We start from the raw sequence: 18,039 nt of genomic DNA, 5'->3' as shown, positions 1-18,039 counted from the left end.
ACTTTATCTGGTGGGGACTCTATAACGGTCTTGTAATTGCCACATCAGATATTGCAAAACCTCTTACCCAAGGCTTAGCACATCTGTTGCACATTAACCAAAAAACTCGCAGCTACCATGTATTCTCGGTTATTCGCTGCTTCATTGTGGTAAACATTGGCTGGTACTTCGACCGTATCTTTGATGCACAAACCTCGTTTACCTGTCTTTACAACACGGTGTTCTCGTTTCATGCACATATGCTTTATCCAACACTTTATAGCATAGGCATTAAAGAGGACCAGATCCTTGCCATTGCGTTGAGCTTTGTAATGTGTGTAGTGGTCTTTGTAGTAAGCTTCATCAACGAACGCGGTGGGAATACTCTCGCATATTTTGATAAGCAACACCACATAGCGCGTTATGCACTTTATATTGCCGTGTTTTTAGTACTGGTATTTGCAAGCTACTTAAGTTCAAATCACGGAGGGTTTATGTATGCCAATTACTAAACTCACACACCACACTGATACGAGCATTTCTCAGGTTGCGTGTGCCTCCTTGAAAAACGATCAATCAAAGACTTCCTCTTTTTCGTTTAAGCAGCGTGTTATTCGCCGTTGCGTAGCCGCGCTGATTTTTATGATTGTGTTTTGTCTTATCAATGTAGCTTTAATGTGTGCGTTTGTTCCGTACTCATCATGGTCGCTCATTTCATGGGAAGCCTTTAATAAAGCCTCTCATGTTGACACTATTATTACGGGATCGTCTTATGCTGAACGTACAATCAATCCTACTATTTTGGATGATAAGCTTCATACAACTACCTATACCGTTGCAGTGCCACTTCAAAGCTTGCACGATAGCTTTCATGCCATTAAAAAAACTCACGAAACACGAGGAATTTCTCGCGTTATTTTAGGGCTTCGCCATGAAAGTCTTTGGGATGACCCAAACGAAACTGATCTTAAAAGGCATGCCATTTTTTCAACGGGTTATTTAAGCGACTTATCATTGCCGTACTATCTAAAAGATGTATCACAAACGGTTTTTGACCCTCATTATTTTGGTAAGCGTGACTCCCTTAATTACCCTGTTCTGTGGGGTTATCATGTCAATCGTAAATCTGATCCGTTGAACAATTTATCACAAAGATTATCTTCAACTGATCGAATTGCAGATTCTGTTATTCATTATCATACCTGGCATTATTACGCAAATGGATATGGTAATTACTCGAGTAATACTAAATGGTTTGACCATGGTGTTGATTTGGGTAAAGGCACGCTAACGCCCTTTGAGTTTGGCAAGCTTTCAGACGAACATATGAAAACGTATGAGGAAATTTGCAAGTATTGTAAGGAACACAATATTGAGCTCATCACAGTTATTACGCCATATCCTAGTTTTGTGTTTGTAAATGACAAGGGTGTGTATCCTTCTATGATGAAACCGCTTGAGGCTCTAGCACAAAAATATGGTTCACGGTACATAGATCTTAACTTAGTTAAAGATAATCAGTATCGTCCTTCGTTACTACAGTTTTACGATGTGGAACACCTTAATTCCAGCGGTGCTGACCGTGTAAGTGCTTTGGTAGCTGATATTTTATCGAATACAGATCCTGATGCTCGTATGAACGAACTGCTTTACCGTTATGATCAATGGGAGGATTGTCGCAATAGCTATCCTGGAGTTCAGCATGTTTCGTGCACAATTTCTGCTCAAGATGGCGAGCAAAACATACATATTGACTCATGTCACAACGACAAGATCACTCCTGAATTTAGGATTGTCGCGCGCAAAGTTAAAGAAAACTTATCCAATTACGATATTATGTACAGGGCATATAAAAATTATGATCCCACTGCCACCGAGGTAATACGTGACTGGAGCAGCGAGACCGATTTTACCTGGAAGCCTAAGACAAAAGGAAAATATATTCTCTATATACAATCACGTCCTCTAATACAAAGCGATCAAGATTGTGGTTTAACGAGAGTAATTACGGTTGTCTGAATATAATTTGTGCACTCGTTTGCCATGAGATTTAAGCTACTTTTGTTTATAATTAAGTTTCGTTGTATATCTTTACATAATTTTGTGTGAGTGCTCAAAGATTACGAAAGAGACTACTATGATAAAAGACATAAAACCTCGTCAAGAACATTCGGGGTTTGCACGATGGAATGGTCAGGACATCTCGCGCGGCTCATCTCAGCGTAGAAGAAATTTCTCGCGGAAAACGCGTATAACACCTCATCAACGCCGTTGGATCTCTTCCTTGGTATTGTTGGTGATTGTGCTGGTAGTTGCCATTATTGGTTTTACACCGCTTGGTGAGAAAATCACAAAGGGTCTTGATATTCAAGGCGGTGTATCGGTTATTATGACCGCTTCGCGCCCCGATGGATCAACCCCTTCGGCCGAGGAAATGCAAATCGCTACCAATATTATTCAAAAGCGTGTGAATGCGTTAGGCGCTTCCGAAACAACGGTGCAGCAACAAGGTGCAACCTCTATTCTGGTTCAAATTCCAGGCGCAACCGATGCAAAAGCTGCTATTAAAACGATTGGACAAACGGGTAATCTGCAGTTTGTTCGTTTAGACGATATTGGTGACGCTGATGCATTACTTAAGCTTCAAGCAGGTACCGAAGGTGTAGATCTTGAAGATAATACCTATACCTCATTTTTGGATGGTTCTCACATTGTAAAAACATCGGTAGAACAAAGCACGCAAAATGCAAAAGGTGGCTACTCTGTTAACATCTCCTTAGATGATGAGGGTTCAAAGCAATTTGCTGATGTCACGCGCGAACTGGCGCCTACCAAGGGTCGTATTGCAATCACCTTGGATGGAAAGGTGTATTCAGCCCCTGCGGTTCAAAATGAAATCACGGGCGGTCAGGTTTCCATTACGGGTAACTTTACACTTCAGCAGGCAAAAGATCTTAAGACCGTGCTTGATAGTGGTTCGCTACCCGTTAAGCTTAGCTACTCAGAAAGTAGAGTTGTTGGTCCAACGCTTGGTCAAGATTCGCTGCATCAGGGCATTTTTGCAATTGCCGTTGGAGCCGTGGCTGTTATTATTTACCTGTTTATCTTTTATCGTGCACTTGGTTTGCTTACGATGGGTTCTTTAGCAGTCTTTGCTGTATTGTATTTAGGCCTTTTAGCACTGCTTTCTCATTTTGGTGCGTTTGCGCTTACATTGCCTGGTCTTGCAGGTATTGTATTAACTACAGGATCGGCTGCCGATTCTTCTATCTTGGTTCTTGAACGTTTCCGCGAAGAAATTCGTATGGGCAAACGTATTAAAGACGCAGCTGTTTCGGGTTCAAAGCACGGAATTATGACGTCATTGGACGCCGATGCTGTTACCATGGTTACGGCACTTTCGCTTTTCTTTGTTGCAGTTGGTGCCGTGAAAGGTTTTGGTCTCACACTTGCCTTAGGTATTGTGTGTGATATTGCCACCATGTTTTTCTTTAAAGCTCCGGCTTTACGCTTACTCGCGCTTCATGCCATTGAAAAACATCCTCGTTTTTGGGGTGTTTCACAAGATGTAGACGAGGCGCAGCGCAAACGAGACGAGCTTGCTCAAAAAGGAGGTGTTGAGCATGCGTAGTCATTTTAGAAAAGAAATCAGTTTTATCCCTCACCGTCGTGTGTTCTTAAGCATTTCAAGCGTGTTGGTAGTGTTAGCTGTTGTAGGCTTAGTTCTTAAAGGCCTGGTGTTTGGTATTGAATTTCAAGGCGGAACTACCATTGATTTTCACGATACGGGCTCTATAACAATAGCTGCTATGCGTGACGCTCTGCTTCAAGCAGGGGAGAATGATCCCGTTGTTCAAACCAGTGTTTCCGATGCAGCACAAGGATTTTTGGTGCGCTCTGACACCACAAACCCCGAAGTTGCAAATGCTCACGCTGCTGCTGCTGCAAAAAGCTTGGGTCTTGCCGACGATTCGTATACCGTTACTACGATCGGTCCTGACTGGGGTCAAGATATCACGCGCGCGTCTGCCTTTGCATTTTGTATCGCAATTGTTTTGATCATTGTGTACGTTTCAATTCGTTACGAATTCAAAATGTCTATTACCGCAGTTATCGCGCTTATTCACGACCTTGTAATTACTTTGGGAATTTATGCATGGACTCAAACGCCTATTACGCCTAACGTGGTAGCTGCACTTTTGACCATTATGGGATATTCACTCTACGATACGGTTGTTGAATTTAACCGTATGGACGAAAACGCCAAACATCTCCACGATGGCATTCATCATACCTATTATGAAATTTGTAATTTCTCAATTAACGAAGTATTTGTTCGTACTATTAACACCACGATCACCTCTGTGGTACCAGTTGCAATTATGCTTGTTCTTGGCGGTCAAACGCTTAAAGACTTTGCGCTTGCTATGCTCATCGGAGAAATTTTGGGTACATGGTCAAGTTTTGGAGTTGCTTCTCCGCTGTTAGCTATTTGGAAAACTCGCGAAAAGCGTTGGGCTCGTATCGAGCAAAAATATGCAAGTCATACGCAACAGCTTAATCACGACGAACTTAACAGTGTAGCTCGTAATCGTTAGTTGAGAGCCTTATGATTGGTTCAACGCAACATAATCGCTGGCAACTGTTATCCAGAGATCTTGAGCTTGAAGATAAGCTTATAAACACGTGCAGATTGCCTCGGCTTGTTGCGCGTGTTTTGGTATCGCGCGGCTATACTACACAAGAACAGATCGAACGCTTTTTAATTGCTTCGCTTGAACGTGATTGGGTAAATCCGCTCTTTATTCCAGGTTTAGCAGCCGTGGCAGACCGCGTTCAGCATGCGCTTGATTCACATGAGCGTATTGTGGTGTTTGGTGATTTTGATGTAGACGGTATATGTGCAACAGCACTCTTAACCGATGCACTTAAAACGCTTGGCGCATGCGTGTATCCGTTTATTCCAAGCCGCGTTCATGAGGGCTATAGCCTTTCTAAGGCTGCGTTTGACCGTCTTGTAGCGGCGTATAACCCCAATCTTATTATTACCGTTGATAACGGTATTGATGCACATGAGCAGTGCTTATATAGTATTCAGCATGGTGTAGATGTGGTTATTACCGACCACCACGAACCCACTTCGCAAACGCTTCCCGTGGTTCCCACCGCAAATCCAAAGCTTAACCCATCGTGCGCATCATTCGAACTTGCTGGCGCAGGTGTTGCGCTTAAGCTTGTTGATGTGCTTGGTGCTGCATACGGTAAGCCTTATCTATGGAAAGATTATCTTGATGTGGCAACGCTTGGAACTATTTCCGATCGTGTAAAGCTTACCCCAGAAAATCGCGCTTTAGTTACCGAAGGTATTCGTTGTATTCGTGCGTCAAGCCGTTTGGGCTTAAGTGCTCTTGCTCGTGTGTGCGGAATTGATATTCATGCCACGATGCCCGAGGAGCTCGCAAGTTCTTTGATTCCACGCCTTAACGCTGCAGGAAGGCTTGATCGTGTTCAAACAGCATATAATTTGTTGCAGGCACAAAGTTTAAGTGAAGCATATACGTATGCAAATGAGCTTGAAGAATTAAATATTTGCCGTAGAAATCTTGAGAAAAAGGCTTGCGATGAAGCATTTGAACAGGCAAAAGATGTGGTTAAGCAGCAAAAACATGTAATATTTGTTTCAAGTTCGCAATGGAATGAAGGCGTTATAGGCATTGTGGCTTCTCGTCTTGCGCGTGCTTATGAATTGCCCGCGTTTGCGTGCTCAATTGCCCAAGGTAGTGCAAAATGTTCGGGAAGAAGCGTTGGCAACGTTAATCTTTTTGACGTTGTTGAGAGGTTTGGATCGCAGCTTATTCGTTTTGGTGGACATGCTGCAGCAGTAGGATTTACGTGTTCGCCTGATATTCTTCCTACCATAATCCAACACGTTGAACGCACGATCGACGCTTTGCCTGCCTCGGCGTTGTATGCACCACGTGAACTGGTTATACCAGTTGATTTGTCCGAAATTACCGTATCAGATCTTGATTCTTTAGAAATGTTGCAACCTTTTGGATCGGGCAACGAGCGTCCAATTTTTGCAGCTCACAACATTGAAATGCGCAATAAAATGCGTGTTGGCGCTCATAATAATCATATGCGCTTTGTTGCACAGCAGCACAAAGTGCGCCTCTCGTCCATTGTTTTTAAGGCATCTCATATTCAAAATCTTATGTCGTTACACGACACCTGTGATATTGTCTTTAACCCTGTTAATGAGGTTTGGCAAGGTCGCGTTAAGCCTAAGCTCATGATTAAAGATATTATTGTTCGCAAACAGGATACCAAACATGCACATTGCGATACCTGTGCGTTTTCTCGGCTGAGCCTTCCTCAAAGAGAGCTTGATAGTGAGCTTAATCATGAGTCGCTGGCATTGAGACGCGAACTTGAGCAAAAAACTGATGATGAGCTTGAAAACTTTTTGCGGACACAACTCATCGGTGACCATGCGCTCCTGCCTGTTCAAGCATATGCGCTTAACATGCTTAGGCACAACAACAACTGTTTGTGCGTTATGGCAACCGGTCGAGGAAAATCTTTGATTTTTCAGCTGTTTGCATGTATGTGTGCAATTAAACGTAAGGGTTTAAGCATTTTTGTGTATCCGTTGCGCGCCCTTGTAAACGATCAAAGCTATCATATAAGTGATGTGTGCTCAAAATTTGGCGTGCGCGTTTGCGTACTTAACGGAGAAACGCCCCAGTCAAAGCGTTTAGAGATCTATCAACATATTAAAGATGGAACCTGCGATATTGTAATGACCACGCCCGAGTTTTTGGCACTTCACGCGCACGAGTTTGCAGGTACTACTGCTTTTGTTGTGTTTGATGAAGCTCATCATATGGCCGAAGCAAAGCGTGGTACACGCAGCGCATATAGTTGTATGCCGCAGGTACTTGACGTGCTTGGTAATCCCGTTACCTTGGCAGTCAGCGCAACGGTTTCTACCGATTGTGCTCGTGAGATTTTACGACTTGCACACATACGTGCACAGCATGTTATTTTGGACGATTCCCAGCGCTCTAATTTAGATATTATTGATAGACGCAACGCCAGCAATCGTGACGAGATATTGGTTAACCTTATTGCCGACGGCGAAAAAACTGTTGTGTATGTTAATTCCCGTATAAAAGCTTTGCAGCTTGTGCATATTTTGCGTCATCGTCTACCTGAATTTGCACCACAAATTGCGTTTTACCATGCTGGTTTATCGCGAGATGTGCGCGTACAAGTGCAAACGGCTTTTCGCGCAGGTGATCTTATTGCAGTTATAGCTACCAGTGCTTTTGGCGAGGGAGTTAATATTTCTGATATTCGCCGTGTTGTTCTGTATAATATGCCCTTTACTGCGCACGATTTTAATCAGATGAGTGGGCGCGCTGGAAGAGATCATAAACCATCTGAAATTTATGCTCTCTACACCAAACACGATATTGCTTCTGCACGATATATCTTGTCTACAACTGCTCCTTGTGCAGATGATTTGCAGTGCATTTATACAGCACTTGTGCAAACCGCGCGAAAAGGGGTGGCTTCCAAGGTATTGCCCAAAGACTCCCACGATGAGGACGCTACCGTAGCCACCGTAACTGTTTTGCTTAAAGACGTACAAGACGCCACAACTTGGTGTGATATTTCCCGTTCACATGGCGCATCTTGTAGTTCAGTCGCATGTGAAAAATCCGATTCTGAGTGCGCTCGTACAGAGCGCACAAACGAAGTACTTCACGCTCGCACGCAAAAAGAAAAGGGGCATGCACCTGCATATAGTGTGTCTACCATCGAAGCTGCTTTGCAGATTTTTAAAGAATTGAAGCTTATTGATTACAACGCGCATACCCTTTCTCAAGCCGATGTTGCCCTACAGCGTGTAACACTTACCTTTAATCATGCTGATATATTTGATTTATCAGACACTTTACCCACGATTCCTGTTATGCTTGAGAAGTCGATACGCTATGTTGAAGGCTTGCGTATGTGGGAAGAGTTTGATCAAATGAGTGCGTGGGCACACGCGGCAACGCGCGCCGAGATGCTCGCTCGTGTTCAAAAACCTATCCTTCCTGCATTTGGGAACATTGTAGACGAAAGAGTTGCTCATGAATAATGTTAAGAATAACAAGCAGGATCCAGCGCAACTAAGTCATGCGGATGCGCCTGGGTCAAATGAGGGGCAGCTAGAGCCGTATGTAAGAAAAGCTGGTGTTCCGCAAGCAGACAATTGGCGTCCGCTTCGTTCGATTTGTGCGCACTATTTGGGCTTTGACGCGGTTAAACGTTTAGATGAAGCGTATGATTTTGCATCTACCTACCATAAAAAGCAAATGCGCCAATCAGGTGAGCCTTACATTAACCATCCCGTAGAAGTTGCCTTTATTTTGGCAAAAGATTTGCATATGGACGAAGACTCAATTTGTGCTGCGCTTTTGCATGACACGGTTGAGGATACGTCTGCAACGCTCGATGACATACGCAATCTTTTTGGCGAGACCGTTATGGATCTGGTAGACGGTGTAACTAAGCTCACTTCCATTGAAGTAAGTTCAATGGATGAAAAACAAGCTCTTAACCTGCGTAAAATGTTTTTGGCAATGTCTAAAGACATTCGCGTTATCATCATTAAACTTGCCGATCGTTTGCACAATATGCGCACGCTTGCTGCGCTTCCGCCCCATCGTCGAAACTTTAAAGCGCGCGAAACCATGGATGTTTATGCGCCTTTGGCGGATAGGCTCGGTATCAGCTCTATTAAGTGGGAGCTCGAAGATTTAGCATTTTTGTATCTTGAACACGATGAATATGAGCATGTTGCACTTATGGTGCAAGAAACACGTGCGCAACGTGAACAAAATATTACCAGTACAATCCATATGCTTGAACAAGAATTACACAAAGTTGGTATAAGTGATTTTCAGATTCAAGGTCGTCCAAAACATCTGTGGTCAATTTATCAAAAAATGCTGAGAAAAGATAAAAGCTTTAATGATATTTATGACCTCGTTGCCATTCGTGTGCTTACCAAATCGGTGGGCGACTGTTATTTAGCGCTTGGTGCAGTGCATACGATTTGGCATCCTTTGCCTGGTAGGTTTAAAGACTATATTGCTATGCCTAAGCCTAATGGTTACCGTTCGCTTCATACAACAGTTGTAGGTGTAGACGCGCGTCCTATTGAGATCCAAATTAGAACGTTTGAAATGCACGACCAGGCAGAATATGGTATCGCGGCACATTGGCTGTACAAGAAAAACGGTAGCAGTACAGGTAAAATGTCGCGCGATGAAGAAGAAATTGACTCGCAGATAAACTGGATTCGCCGAAGCCTCGACTGGGCAGTTGATGAAGACCTAGAAGATCCGCATGAATTTATGCACAACTTGCGTCTTGATCTTTTTGAGGACGAAATCTTTGTATTTACGCCAAAAGGCGAGGTTGTAAGCTTGCGTCGAGATTCAACGCCTCTGGACTTTGCCTATTCGGTACATACAGAAGTGGGAAATCATTGCGTAGGTGCAAAAGTTAACGGATCAGTTGTGCCGCTTACGTATCGTTTGCGCAACGGCGACCGCATTGAAGTGCTTACCAATAAAAACGCAAAACCTAGCCATGACTGGCTCAATATTGTAGTAACTCCTTCTGCAAAAGCTAAAGTACGAAAGTACTTTTCTGCATTGTCACGCACCGATGATGCCGAAGCGGGTCGTGTGGATTTGGCTCATGAGCTGCGTAAAAAAGGCTACGGCATTTCAACATTGCGTGTTACCAAAGCACTTGAAGACGTGGTGAGCCAGTTTGATTTTGTGCGCGTAGAAGATTTGTTAGCAGCACTTGGAACGGGAAAAATTTCTACCAAACAAGTTGCTAATAAAATCGAAATTGCTATCGAAGGCACTGACGCTGTTCATGCCCAAGTTGTTGCCAAACATGCTGAACAAAAAATTGCTATCGAACAAGATTTGCCGCTTGCGGTACAAAAATTTGAGCAATATCGTAAAAAACGCAAACAGGCAAACTGCGGCGTTGTTGTTAAGGGCGATCCCGATTTATTGGTACATCTTGCGCATTGTTGCAATCCTGTGGCTGGTGACGAGATCGTGGGCTTTGTAACGCGTGGACGTGGCGTCTCTGTTCATCGTTGCTCGTGTCCTAATAAAAAAGGGCTGGACGCTCACCCCGAGCGTATGATAGAAGTTGCATGGGATACAACGGGCGCAACAGAGTTTCAAGTTGAAATTGTGGTTGAAGCAACCGATCGTATGGGGTTGCTCAAGGATATTACTTCAAGTTTATGCGATGCAGGAAGTAATATTTTATCTGCAGCAACGCAAACCTCATCTCATGGATTGGTGAGGATGCGCTTTTTGCTGGCAATTTCTGACGCCTCACGTTTGCCTGCGCTCTTTGCAAGTGTAAAACGTGTACAAGCTGTTTTTGACGCACGTCGTATTCTTCCGGGTGAAGGAGGAAACGAAATGAAGCGCATGTTGTAAGAGGTGTGTTGTTTTGGCGGGCTGCGTTATTGCAGTGCGTTACCCTAGCTAGCGTTTGGTTACAACATTTTCGTGCAAAAGTCGTTGTTTGGTAAGCTGTGCGCGCATACAGGTGTTGTTGTGCGTGCTCACATCCTTAAGATAAGAGGTACTTTATGATGGAAGATACGCTTAATTCCCACGCGTCCGTGTCTGATTCATCCGCTCAGATGCCCGAGCCTTTAGAAGAGCTTCAAGGTTTTATCGTTGGTCCTTTATGCACTAACTGCTATTTATACGAGTCCATTGACAATGGTGAACATGTAGGACTTATTATCGATGCTGGAGATCAGGGGACAGCTATTGCCCAACATTTACCTCAAGAGTTGCACATTCGCTATATCCTTGCAACTCATGGGCATAACGACCATGTAGGTGGTGTGGCACAGCTCCACCGTCTTACGGGTGCACGCTATGGCATTGCCGCTGCCGATGAAGATCGCGCTTTATCGGCACAAGGACCCGATGAGCTTGGATATACCTACGAAGCAAATGCACCGCACGCTGATTTTTACCTCGAAGATTCAATGGTGCTTGATTTGGGTGCAGCGTCGTTTAAGATTATGTCGGTACCAGGTCATACGCCCGGAAGTGTTATTATTATCGGTCAAGGTAAGGCTCAAGGTTTGGTGTTTACGGGAGATACTCTTTTTAAGGGAAGTATTGGACGTACCGATTTGCTAGGCGGTGACGACCGCTTAATGCAGCAAAGCTTAAAGCGCATTGTTCGCGAGCTTGACCCCAATTCACATATTTTTCCTGGGCACGGTGACCCATCGCGGATGTATAAAGAACTTGAACATAATCCGTTTTTGCAGCAATACAAGGCATAAGTGCTGGTAAATAGCTTGTATGCGAACTTGCACATATAATAAGCAAAAAATAACCTTTGCCAAAAGCCTGTGATGTGCTATATTTTTACACGCACCTATCAAGCGGTGTTGCAAACGTGCCCGAGTGGTGGAATTGGCAGACGCGATGGATTCAAAATCCATTTCTGGCAACAGAGTGTGAGTTCGAGTCTCACCTCGGGCACCACGTATGCTTTTCAGTATGTTTAGATTATGATTTCGCCTGGTTTTTAGCAAAAAGCTTGAAAATAAGCATGTAAAAGCGTATTGTAAGCAAAGATAAAGCGGAGCTGTTACGGCTCTCACCTTATGGCGCTCAATGTAGCTATCAGGTCAAGCAAATATGATACACGTTATGTATGATAATTATGCCTGACCTTTTGTGTCGGGTTTTTTTATGCCGACATTTGTTGTTATGCTCTATATGGGGCGTTACCTAAGGTTTAGGTTATGTGAAAGGAAGGTGTAGAAGATAGCCAAGAACGACGCAACTCGCATCAATGACGAAATTACAGCACGTACTTGTCGTCTTATCGGTGTTGATGGTTCTCAGTTAGGTTTGTTTGGTGTTCGTGATGCTCAGCGGATCGCCGATGAACAAAATCTCGATTTAGTAGAGATTGCACCGGGAGCAGAGCCTCCTGTATGTAAGGTGATGGACTATCGCAAATTCAAGTACGATCAAGACCGCAAAGCAAAGCTTGCTCGTAAAAAGCAGGTTAAAATTGAGGTCAAAGAAATGAAGTTTCGTCCAAAAATTGATGTGGGCGACTACACCACCAAGAAGAATCATGTTATGCGCTTTTTGAAAAAAGGAGCGCGTGTCAAGATTACTATCATGTTCCGCGGCCGTGAAATGGCGCATCCCGAACAGGGACAAAACGTTTTGGACCGCTTGGCTGCCGATTTAAAACCGTATGCAACGGTAGAGGCAAAGCCAAAAATGGAGGGACGCAATATGCACATGCTTGTTGCTCCCATTAAGGGTGCTTTTGATGAGAAAGCTCCGCGTCAAGATCAAGCGCAGGTTGAGAAGAGCGAAGAGTAGTAAAAGGAGAGCTAGTTATGCCTAAGATGAAAACTCACAAAGGTTCGGCAAAACGTTTTCGCCGTACAGGAACCGGAAAAATCATGCGTGCTAAAGCATTCAAGAGCCACATCTTAACTAAGAAGTCTCAAAAGCGTATTCGCGGTTTCCGTAAAGAAACTCTTGTTTCCAGTGCAGATGCTCAAGTTGTATCACAACGTATGGGCAATTAGTTTGACGCACATGCGTCTTTTGAAGAAAATTTCTTAAGGAGTTGATGAGATATGGCACGTGTAAAACGCGCAGTTGCAGGTCGTAAAAAGCGTCAAACACTCGTAGAGCGCTCAAAGGGTTATTACGGAGTAGGCTCTCGTACCTTCCGCGGTATGAAAGAGCAAGTTCAGCATTCTCTTCAGTATGCATATCGCGACCGTCGTAATAAAAAGCGCGAGATTCGTGGTCTTTGGATTCAGCGCATTAATGCTGCTGCTCGCTTGAATGATCTTTCTTACAGCACTTTTATGCATGGTCTTAAAGTTGCCGGTGTTGAGCTCGACCGTAAAGTTTTGGCTCAAATTGCCTGCGAAGACGAACAAGGCTTTGCTGATTTGGCTGCAGTTGCTAAAAAAGCATTGGCAGAGTAGGCATACGAATAGTAGTAGCTATACGATTAGTATTTGCCATTACTTAGTGTTATCGCTAAAACCCGATCTTGCATGAGGTCGGGTTTTTCTTATAGCCCGTATTTACTAATGCGCATGCAATGCCAATACAATGTTGTATAATCATCGTAAGAAACAAGGGGTGATTATATGGCAAAAACAGCTAACTTGTATACTCGGATAGACCCGGAGCTAAAAGAGCAGGCAGAGTATATATTAAATTCTTTGGGTCTTCCTCCTTCGAGCGCTATTACCATGTTTTATAAGCAGGTGGTTTTGCAGCAGGGGCTTCCTTTTGATGTAAAACTAGGCTACAGTAAGCCGCTTGATATAAGCTCGATGAGCAAGGACACATTAAACGCAGAATTGGAAAAAGGATATCAGTCCATACTATCGGGCAATGTAAATCCTGCAGACGAGGTTTTTGAGTCCTTGCATAAGGAATTTAACCTATGAGTTACACGGTGTCTATTTCACACGATGCCGAAGCAGACCTACGGGGTATCTATGCCTATATTACGTTCAATCTCTTGTCGCCGAAAAATGCTCAAGGACAAATAAGCAGGTTAGAACAGGTGATATTGAGCCTTGGTGACTTTCCCGCACGACATCGTTTAGTGAGCTTTGAGCCTTGGAAAAGTCGAGGTCTTCGCGTCATGTTGTGTGATAATTTTCTTATTTTTTATTTTGTTTTTGAAGAAAAACACGAAGTTATAGTTTCTCGTGTGCTTTATGGGAAAAGAGATATTGAAAAGGTTATACATGGCAATTAAACCTTTTTGCGATAACTTCTCTTATCGTTAAAAATCGCGCTCAATATCCTTCCTGTGCTTGCAAAAAAGTGTAGATATACTGCCCACGCTACCAACTCATGCAGAAGCGTAGTCTCAATGTCAAAGGCTGATTAGGTGAGTGCAAGTTTGTTTTTGTGTAGCGGGCTTAGCGAGGGCGATCGTTAAAGGTTTAGCTTGATGTGCCTTTAGGCTAGACTCTCGCGGTTTTTGAGCGTGTTTTAGCTGTATGAAAAACATGTCGTCTCTCTAGGGTTGAGTACACAAGATGTTAACGGTAAAGGATATAATCATCTGCATGCAGATGATTATGTAAATACACATTTTATTTAAACACCTAGAAGCATTATATTGCGAAGGAATATTTTATTATTAAACAAAAAGAAGTCTTAAGAGGTGGATTATATGCTTCATGATATTTGTACATCCTCAATATGGAATGTGCTTACTTCAATAAGTACTTGTGCTGCAGTTATTGTTTCTTTATATCTTGCTAATAGACCCAAGAGACTAGTGAGAAAATTACACATTTCGCAGCAGTTTATTGAGGAATACGCTAATGGAAAAATATATTTATTGGTAACAATTGAAAATGTAGGTAACGTACCTATAGCTTTGAACGATTATGGATGCAAGTATAATAAAGGAAATAACATTATCTTAGATATACAAAAATATCTTGATGGAAAGTATGAACTTATAGTTATTCAGCCAAATGATGTTAAGGTAATCACGTATGCACATGATTTTGGCCGCAAATATCAAGAAAACGATGAAATAATATGTAATTCACGTCAATACAAATTATTTAGAGAGGCTAAATTTATGGCTGAAGATACCCTAGGAAATTTTTATTACTAAGCGGTTTCAACCCATTAACTGGATATCGGTTTGCAGTTGGCCAATATATTTTCGAGTACTTACGGAAACCAGAATATTGGGGCGACAAATACTTTGCTTTGTGGAGATTTTATACTCCAGAATTTAGTGTTGATAAACATGATATTAAAGCACGTTCTTTATGTCAGCTGTATGTTCGCAACAGCCATCTATTAAAGATAAGGTGACAGATATAGATATTGCTCATATGTCTGCTACTGCCTTAGGCTATATTCACTGGGGAATTCCAAAAAATAAAGGTTATTATAGCTTAGGTGATTTAGGTGGATGGTTGTTAGATTTACTACAAATGTTTGGAAATTATAGGAGGGTTGCCAAAGATCAAGATTTATCGAAATGGTTAAAGGAGCATTTGGGTAGTAAAACTGATGGACAAGGATTTGGTTATGACGATGTACTCGCAGACGCAGATGCTTATCTCATTGTTTCTTCCATGAAGAAAGATAATAGTGATACAAGGTTTTCAAAATCTATATCACAACTATATCAGCTTAGTAAGCGTGAACGAATTAAGATGTTTTATCAAGAACGATTTAATTCGTCTAAAGATAATGTCATTAGTGCCTTCACAAAATTAGCTGATCGTATAGATTTTGCCCCGTTAGAAAATGTAAAGGAAGGCCTTTTGAAACAAGCTGCTAAAACTGATGTTTTGCCTACGAGGGCGGAAGCCAAGATATTAGGTCAAATGTATGCGGAGTTTATGGCAAGCTAATTATCATATTTCTATAGTCAGAAGGAGTTCATAGCATTTTAATGCTGTGAACTCCTTCTTATTTCGAGTTACTTATTGCGGAGTATTAAAATCAACAACTAAAATTAGGAAGGAAAAGAAAGCAAATAATAAGGAGAAGGCAATTATTAGCAGTGTGAAAATGACTGCTACTACTTTTAATGAGATAAGTATGACCTTTATATATATTGGCTTGTTAGTTTGAGGCAGTTTCTTTGTTGATGTAGCGGTAACGATTTTAAGAACTAGTGATATGCCTAAAAGAAGATAGCCTATACAGCAAATGGATAACGTTAGCGTATTGGATAGGTTAATTTGCTCTGTAGTTGTAGGCTTATGGACTAAGTATATGGGAAGAAAATGCGTAATGTTACTTTCTTCTAAAATCACTAAAAGTAATGAGAAAACACCTAATGCCCAAAGGATATTTGCTACGGTTTTACATTTTTTCATTACATCTACTCCATGAACTGTTTTGTCCTACTAATTATATAATACGCGCAAGCTTGCTGAAAGGAGGATGAGTCTTGCCAAGAAAACCTAAAAGACCGTGTTCTTATCAAGGCTGTCCGAACCTAACTGACGGCAGGTTTTGCGAGGAACATTTAAAACAAGAGAACAGACGATACGAAAAATACGAGCGTCCTTATGATGCTCACAAGCGTTACGGCAGAGCATGGCAGAAAGTCAGAGATTCTTATGTGAGAGAGCATCCTTTCTGTGAGCTTTGCTTTAAGAACCATATGCTTGTTCCTGTTGAGCAGGTTCATCATATTAAACCGATTGCTGAAGGCGGAACGCACGCTAGAGAGAATCTTATTTCTCTATGCAAATCCTGTCACTCTAAAATTCACGCTAAGCGTGGAGATCGCTGGCATAACAAAAATGACCACCTCAAGTTAGATGGTCATTTACAGGTTGAACAGGTCTGCGTTGCTTCTTGTGCGGGAAGCAATAAGAATAAGCTCATCTTCGCTGACAGTGTAGATTAAAAGCCAGTCTGGCTGAATGTGACATTCTCTAAATCCTTAGTAGAATCCACTAAGAGCGTGGTCTTTGTATGTGAGCTCTAACGCAGAGTTCATATCTGACACATGTGTCAGAAGAATTCATTGACTTCTCTCGGATGCCGTAATAAAGTAAGGAGTCATACATGCTATGAAATAAATGGTACAAAGCGTCAAAATAATTCAATAGGATACTAAATATGGACATTAAAAGAGAACACTACTTACAGCAGCTCATCAATAAAAAAGATGATGGAATGATTAAAGTGATAACCGGTATCCGCAGATGCGGAAAATCATATCTCTTGGATCCTTTATACCGCAACCATCTATTGGCTGAAGGCGTACCTGCAAATCACATAATCAAAATAGAATTAGACCGCGCTATCAACAGAAAATATCATAATAATCCAGAACAATTGGAACAAGATATTTTGACTATGATTAAAGATAGTGACCCTTATTATCTTATTTTGGATGAAATCCAGTTAGTAGAAGGATTTGAGTTAGTTGTAAACGGGCTCTTACATGAGCAAAATCTTGATATTTATATTACGGGAAGCAACTCAAAATTCCTTTCATCAGATATTATTACTGAGTTCAGAGGGCGCGGAGAACAAATACATGTTCACCCTCTTTCGTTTTCTGAATTTTATGCAGCTTCGAATTTTGATAAAACTGAAGCGTGGAATGAATATATTACTTACGGTGGCATGCCACTTAATATGTTTAAAAAGAGTGATAAAGAGAAGGCTACATACTTAAAAAATTTGTTCGAGCAGACTTACGTTCGCGATATTACAGAGCGCCACGGCATCAAACGCGTGGACGTTATGGATACCCTTATCAATATTCTTGCATCTTCTATCGGTTCATTAACAAACCCTAAAAGAATATTTGAAACTTTTAAAAGTAAAGGCGAAAAGGAGCTGTCATTAAACACCATTATTTCCTATCTTTCTTATGCAGAAGATGCTTTCATTGTCAAAAAAGCATCGCGGTATGACATCAAAGGAAGAAAATATATCGGTGCTCTTCAGAAATATTATTTTTCTGATTTAGGGCTTAGAAATGCACGCCTAAATTTTAGACAGCAAGAAGAATCGCACCTCATGGAAAACGCTATTTATAATGAGCTCATTATGAGAGGCTATAACGTTGATGTTGGCATCGTTGAAATTCGCAACGGAAATAAAAAAATCCAAACAGAAGTAGATTTTGTATGCAACTTTGCCGACAATAAATGCTACATCCAATCTTCTCTTAACTTGGCCACCCACGAGAAAACGCTGCAGGAAACGCGTCCTTTTATGCATATAGCAGACAATTTTAAGAAGATTATTATTGTAAAAGATCGTACTAAACCTTGGGTGACGGAAGATGGAATTCAGGTTATAGATATTATTGATTTCCTTCTTGATGAAAAATTTCTGGAACGATAATAGCTAAACATTTGAATGATAGCTTTTCCTATCTTTAAAAGGTGCGCTCAAAATCCATGCTGTGCACTCAAAA

At 41.9% G+C, this 18,039-nt stretch carries 16 protein-coding genes, 1 tRNA gene and 2 pseudogenes; 17 read left to right on the top strand and 2 right to left on the bottom strand.

Features of this window, described 5'->3' with window-relative positions:
• The 15 genes and pseudogenes from HMPREF0091_RS06260 to HMPREF0091_RS06015 form a co-directional block, all read left to right on the top strand.
• Positions 1–491, top strand: a pseudogene (locus tag HMPREF0091_RS06260) (MBOAT family O-acyltransferase); the annotation flags it as partial.
• Positions 478–1,998 (top strand): hypothetical protein, encoded by a 1,521-nt coding sequence (locus tag HMPREF0091_RS06080; RefSeq protein WP_006303452.1) that lies wholly within the window; start codon positions 478–480, stop codon positions 1,996–1,998. The pseudogene HMPREF0091_RS06260 and the gene HMPREF0091_RS06080, both read left to right, overlap by 14 nt.
• 118 nt (positions 1,999–2,116) lie before the next feature.
• Complete coding sequence (gene secD / locus HMPREF0091_RS06075; RefSeq protein ID WP_006303451.1) at positions 2,117–3,610, top strand: protein translocase subunit SecD; 1,494 nt, start codon at positions 2,117–2,119, stop codon at positions 3,608–3,610.
• Complete coding sequence (gene secF / locus HMPREF0091_RS06070) at positions 3,603–4,577, top strand: protein translocase subunit SecF (RefSeq protein WP_006303450.1); 975 nt, start codon at positions 3,603–3,605, stop codon at positions 4,575–4,577. The genes secD and secF overlap by 8 nt, the downstream gene beginning before the upstream one ends.
• Positions 4,578–4,588: 11 nt before the next feature.
• On the top strand, positions 4,589–8,131 hold the full coding sequence (gene recJ, locus HMPREF0091_RS06065) for a single-stranded-DNA-specific exonuclease RecJ (RefSeq protein ID WP_006303449.1): 3,543 nt from the start codon (positions 4,589–4,591) through the stop codon (positions 8,129–8,131).
• Positions 8,124–10,514 carry a RelA/SpoT family protein gene (locus HMPREF0091_RS06060; protein WP_006303448.1) on the top strand — a complete coding sequence of 797 codons (2,391 nt, stop codon included), beginning with the start codon at positions 8,124–8,126 and terminating at the stop codon, positions 10,512–10,514. The genes recJ and HMPREF0091_RS06060 overlap by 8 nt, the downstream gene beginning before the upstream one ends.
• Before the next feature lie 155 nt (positions 10,515–10,669).
• Positions 10,670–11,386 (top strand): MBL fold metallo-hydrolase, encoded by a 717-nt coding sequence (locus HMPREF0091_RS06055; protein WP_006303447.1) that lies wholly within the window; start codon positions 10,670–10,672, stop codon positions 11,384–11,386.
• A 118-nt stretch (positions 11,387–11,504) separates the two neighbouring features.
• Positions 11,505–11,591, top strand: a tRNA-Leu gene (locus HMPREF0091_RS06050).
• A gap of 285 nt (positions 11,592–11,876) precedes the next feature.
• On the top strand, positions 11,877–12,452 hold the full coding sequence (gene infC, locus HMPREF0091_RS06045) for a translation initiation factor IF-3 (RefSeq protein ID WP_081462125.1): 576 nt from the start codon (positions 11,877–11,879) through the stop codon (positions 12,450–12,452).
• A gap of 17 nt (positions 12,453–12,469) precedes the next feature.
• The gene (gene rpmI / locus HMPREF0091_RS06040; RefSeq protein WP_006303445.1) at positions 12,470–12,664 is read left to right on the top strand and encodes a 50S ribosomal protein L35; all 195 of its coding nucleotides are present in this window, start codon (positions 12,470–12,472) and stop codon (positions 12,662–12,664) included.
• Positions 12,665–12,715: 51 nt separating this feature from the next.
• A complete protein-coding gene (rplT, locus tag HMPREF0091_RS06035; RefSeq protein ID WP_006303444.1) occupies positions 12,716–13,075 on the top strand; it encodes a 50S ribosomal protein L20 in 360 nt (119 codons plus the stop codon).
• 168 nt (positions 13,076–13,243) lie between these two features.
• A complete protein-coding gene (locus HMPREF0091_RS06030; RefSeq protein ID WP_006303443.1) occupies positions 13,244–13,549 on the top strand; it encodes a type II toxin-antitoxin system RelB/DinJ family antitoxin in 306 nt (101 codons plus the stop codon).
• A complete protein-coding gene (locus tag HMPREF0091_RS06025; RefSeq protein WP_006303442.1) occupies positions 13,546–13,866 on the top strand; it encodes a type II toxin-antitoxin system RelE/ParE family toxin in 321 nt (106 codons plus the stop codon). The genes HMPREF0091_RS06030 and HMPREF0091_RS06025 overlap by 4 nt, the downstream gene beginning before the upstream one ends.
• A 423-nt stretch (positions 13,867–14,289) precedes the next feature.
• Positions 14,290–14,745, top strand: coding sequence for a hypothetical protein (locus HMPREF0091_RS06020; RefSeq protein ID WP_006303441.1), 456 nt, complete (start codon positions 14,290–14,292; stop codon positions 14,743–14,745).
• 160 nt (positions 14,746–14,905) lie between these two features.
• Positions 14,906–15,499, top strand: coding sequence for a hypothetical protein (locus HMPREF0091_RS06015; RefSeq protein WP_006303440.1), 594 nt, complete (start codon positions 14,906–14,908; stop codon positions 15,497–15,499).
• A gap of 72 nt (positions 15,500–15,571) precedes the next feature.
• Here HMPREF0091_RS06015 and HMPREF0091_RS06010 read toward each other — a convergent pair whose 3' ends face one another.
• Positions 15,572–15,970 (bottom strand): hypothetical protein, encoded by a 399-nt coding sequence (locus HMPREF0091_RS06010; protein ID WP_006303439.1) that lies wholly within the window; start codon positions 15,968–15,970, stop codon positions 15,572–15,574.
• 248 nt (positions 15,971–16,218) lie between these two features.
• On the opposite strand from HMPREF0091_RS06010, the pseudogene HMPREF0091_RS06330 reads away from it, so the two are divergent.
• Positions 16,219–16,365 (top strand): annotated as a pseudogene (locus HMPREF0091_RS06330) (HNH endonuclease); the annotation flags it as partial.
• 63 nt (positions 16,366–16,428) lie between these two features.
• Here the strand turns inward: HMPREF0091_RS06330 and HMPREF0091_RS06325 are convergent.
• Positions 16,429–16,506: a hypothetical protein gene (locus HMPREF0091_RS06325; protein ID WP_315971655.1), complete on the bottom strand. Its 78-nt coding sequence runs from the start codon at positions 16,504–16,506 to the stop codon at positions 16,429–16,431.
• A 218-nt stretch (positions 16,507–16,724) separates the two neighbouring features.
• Between HMPREF0091_RS06325 and HMPREF0091_RS06000 the strand changes: the two genes are divergently transcribed.
• A complete protein-coding gene (locus HMPREF0091_RS06000; RefSeq protein ID WP_006303437.1) occupies positions 16,725–17,966 on the top strand; it encodes an ATP-binding protein in 1,242 nt (413 codons plus the stop codon).
• Positions 17,967–18,039: the final 73 nt, after the last annotated feature.

Origin of the sequence: Fannyhessea vaginae DSM 15829, assembly GCF_000159235.2 — a bacterium.
In the GTDB taxonomy this organism is placed as follows: Bacteria; Actinomycetota; Coriobacteriia; order Coriobacteriales; family Atopobiaceae; genus Fannyhessea; species Fannyhessea vaginae.
This window is presented reverse-complemented; position numbering and strand designations above follow the sequence as displayed.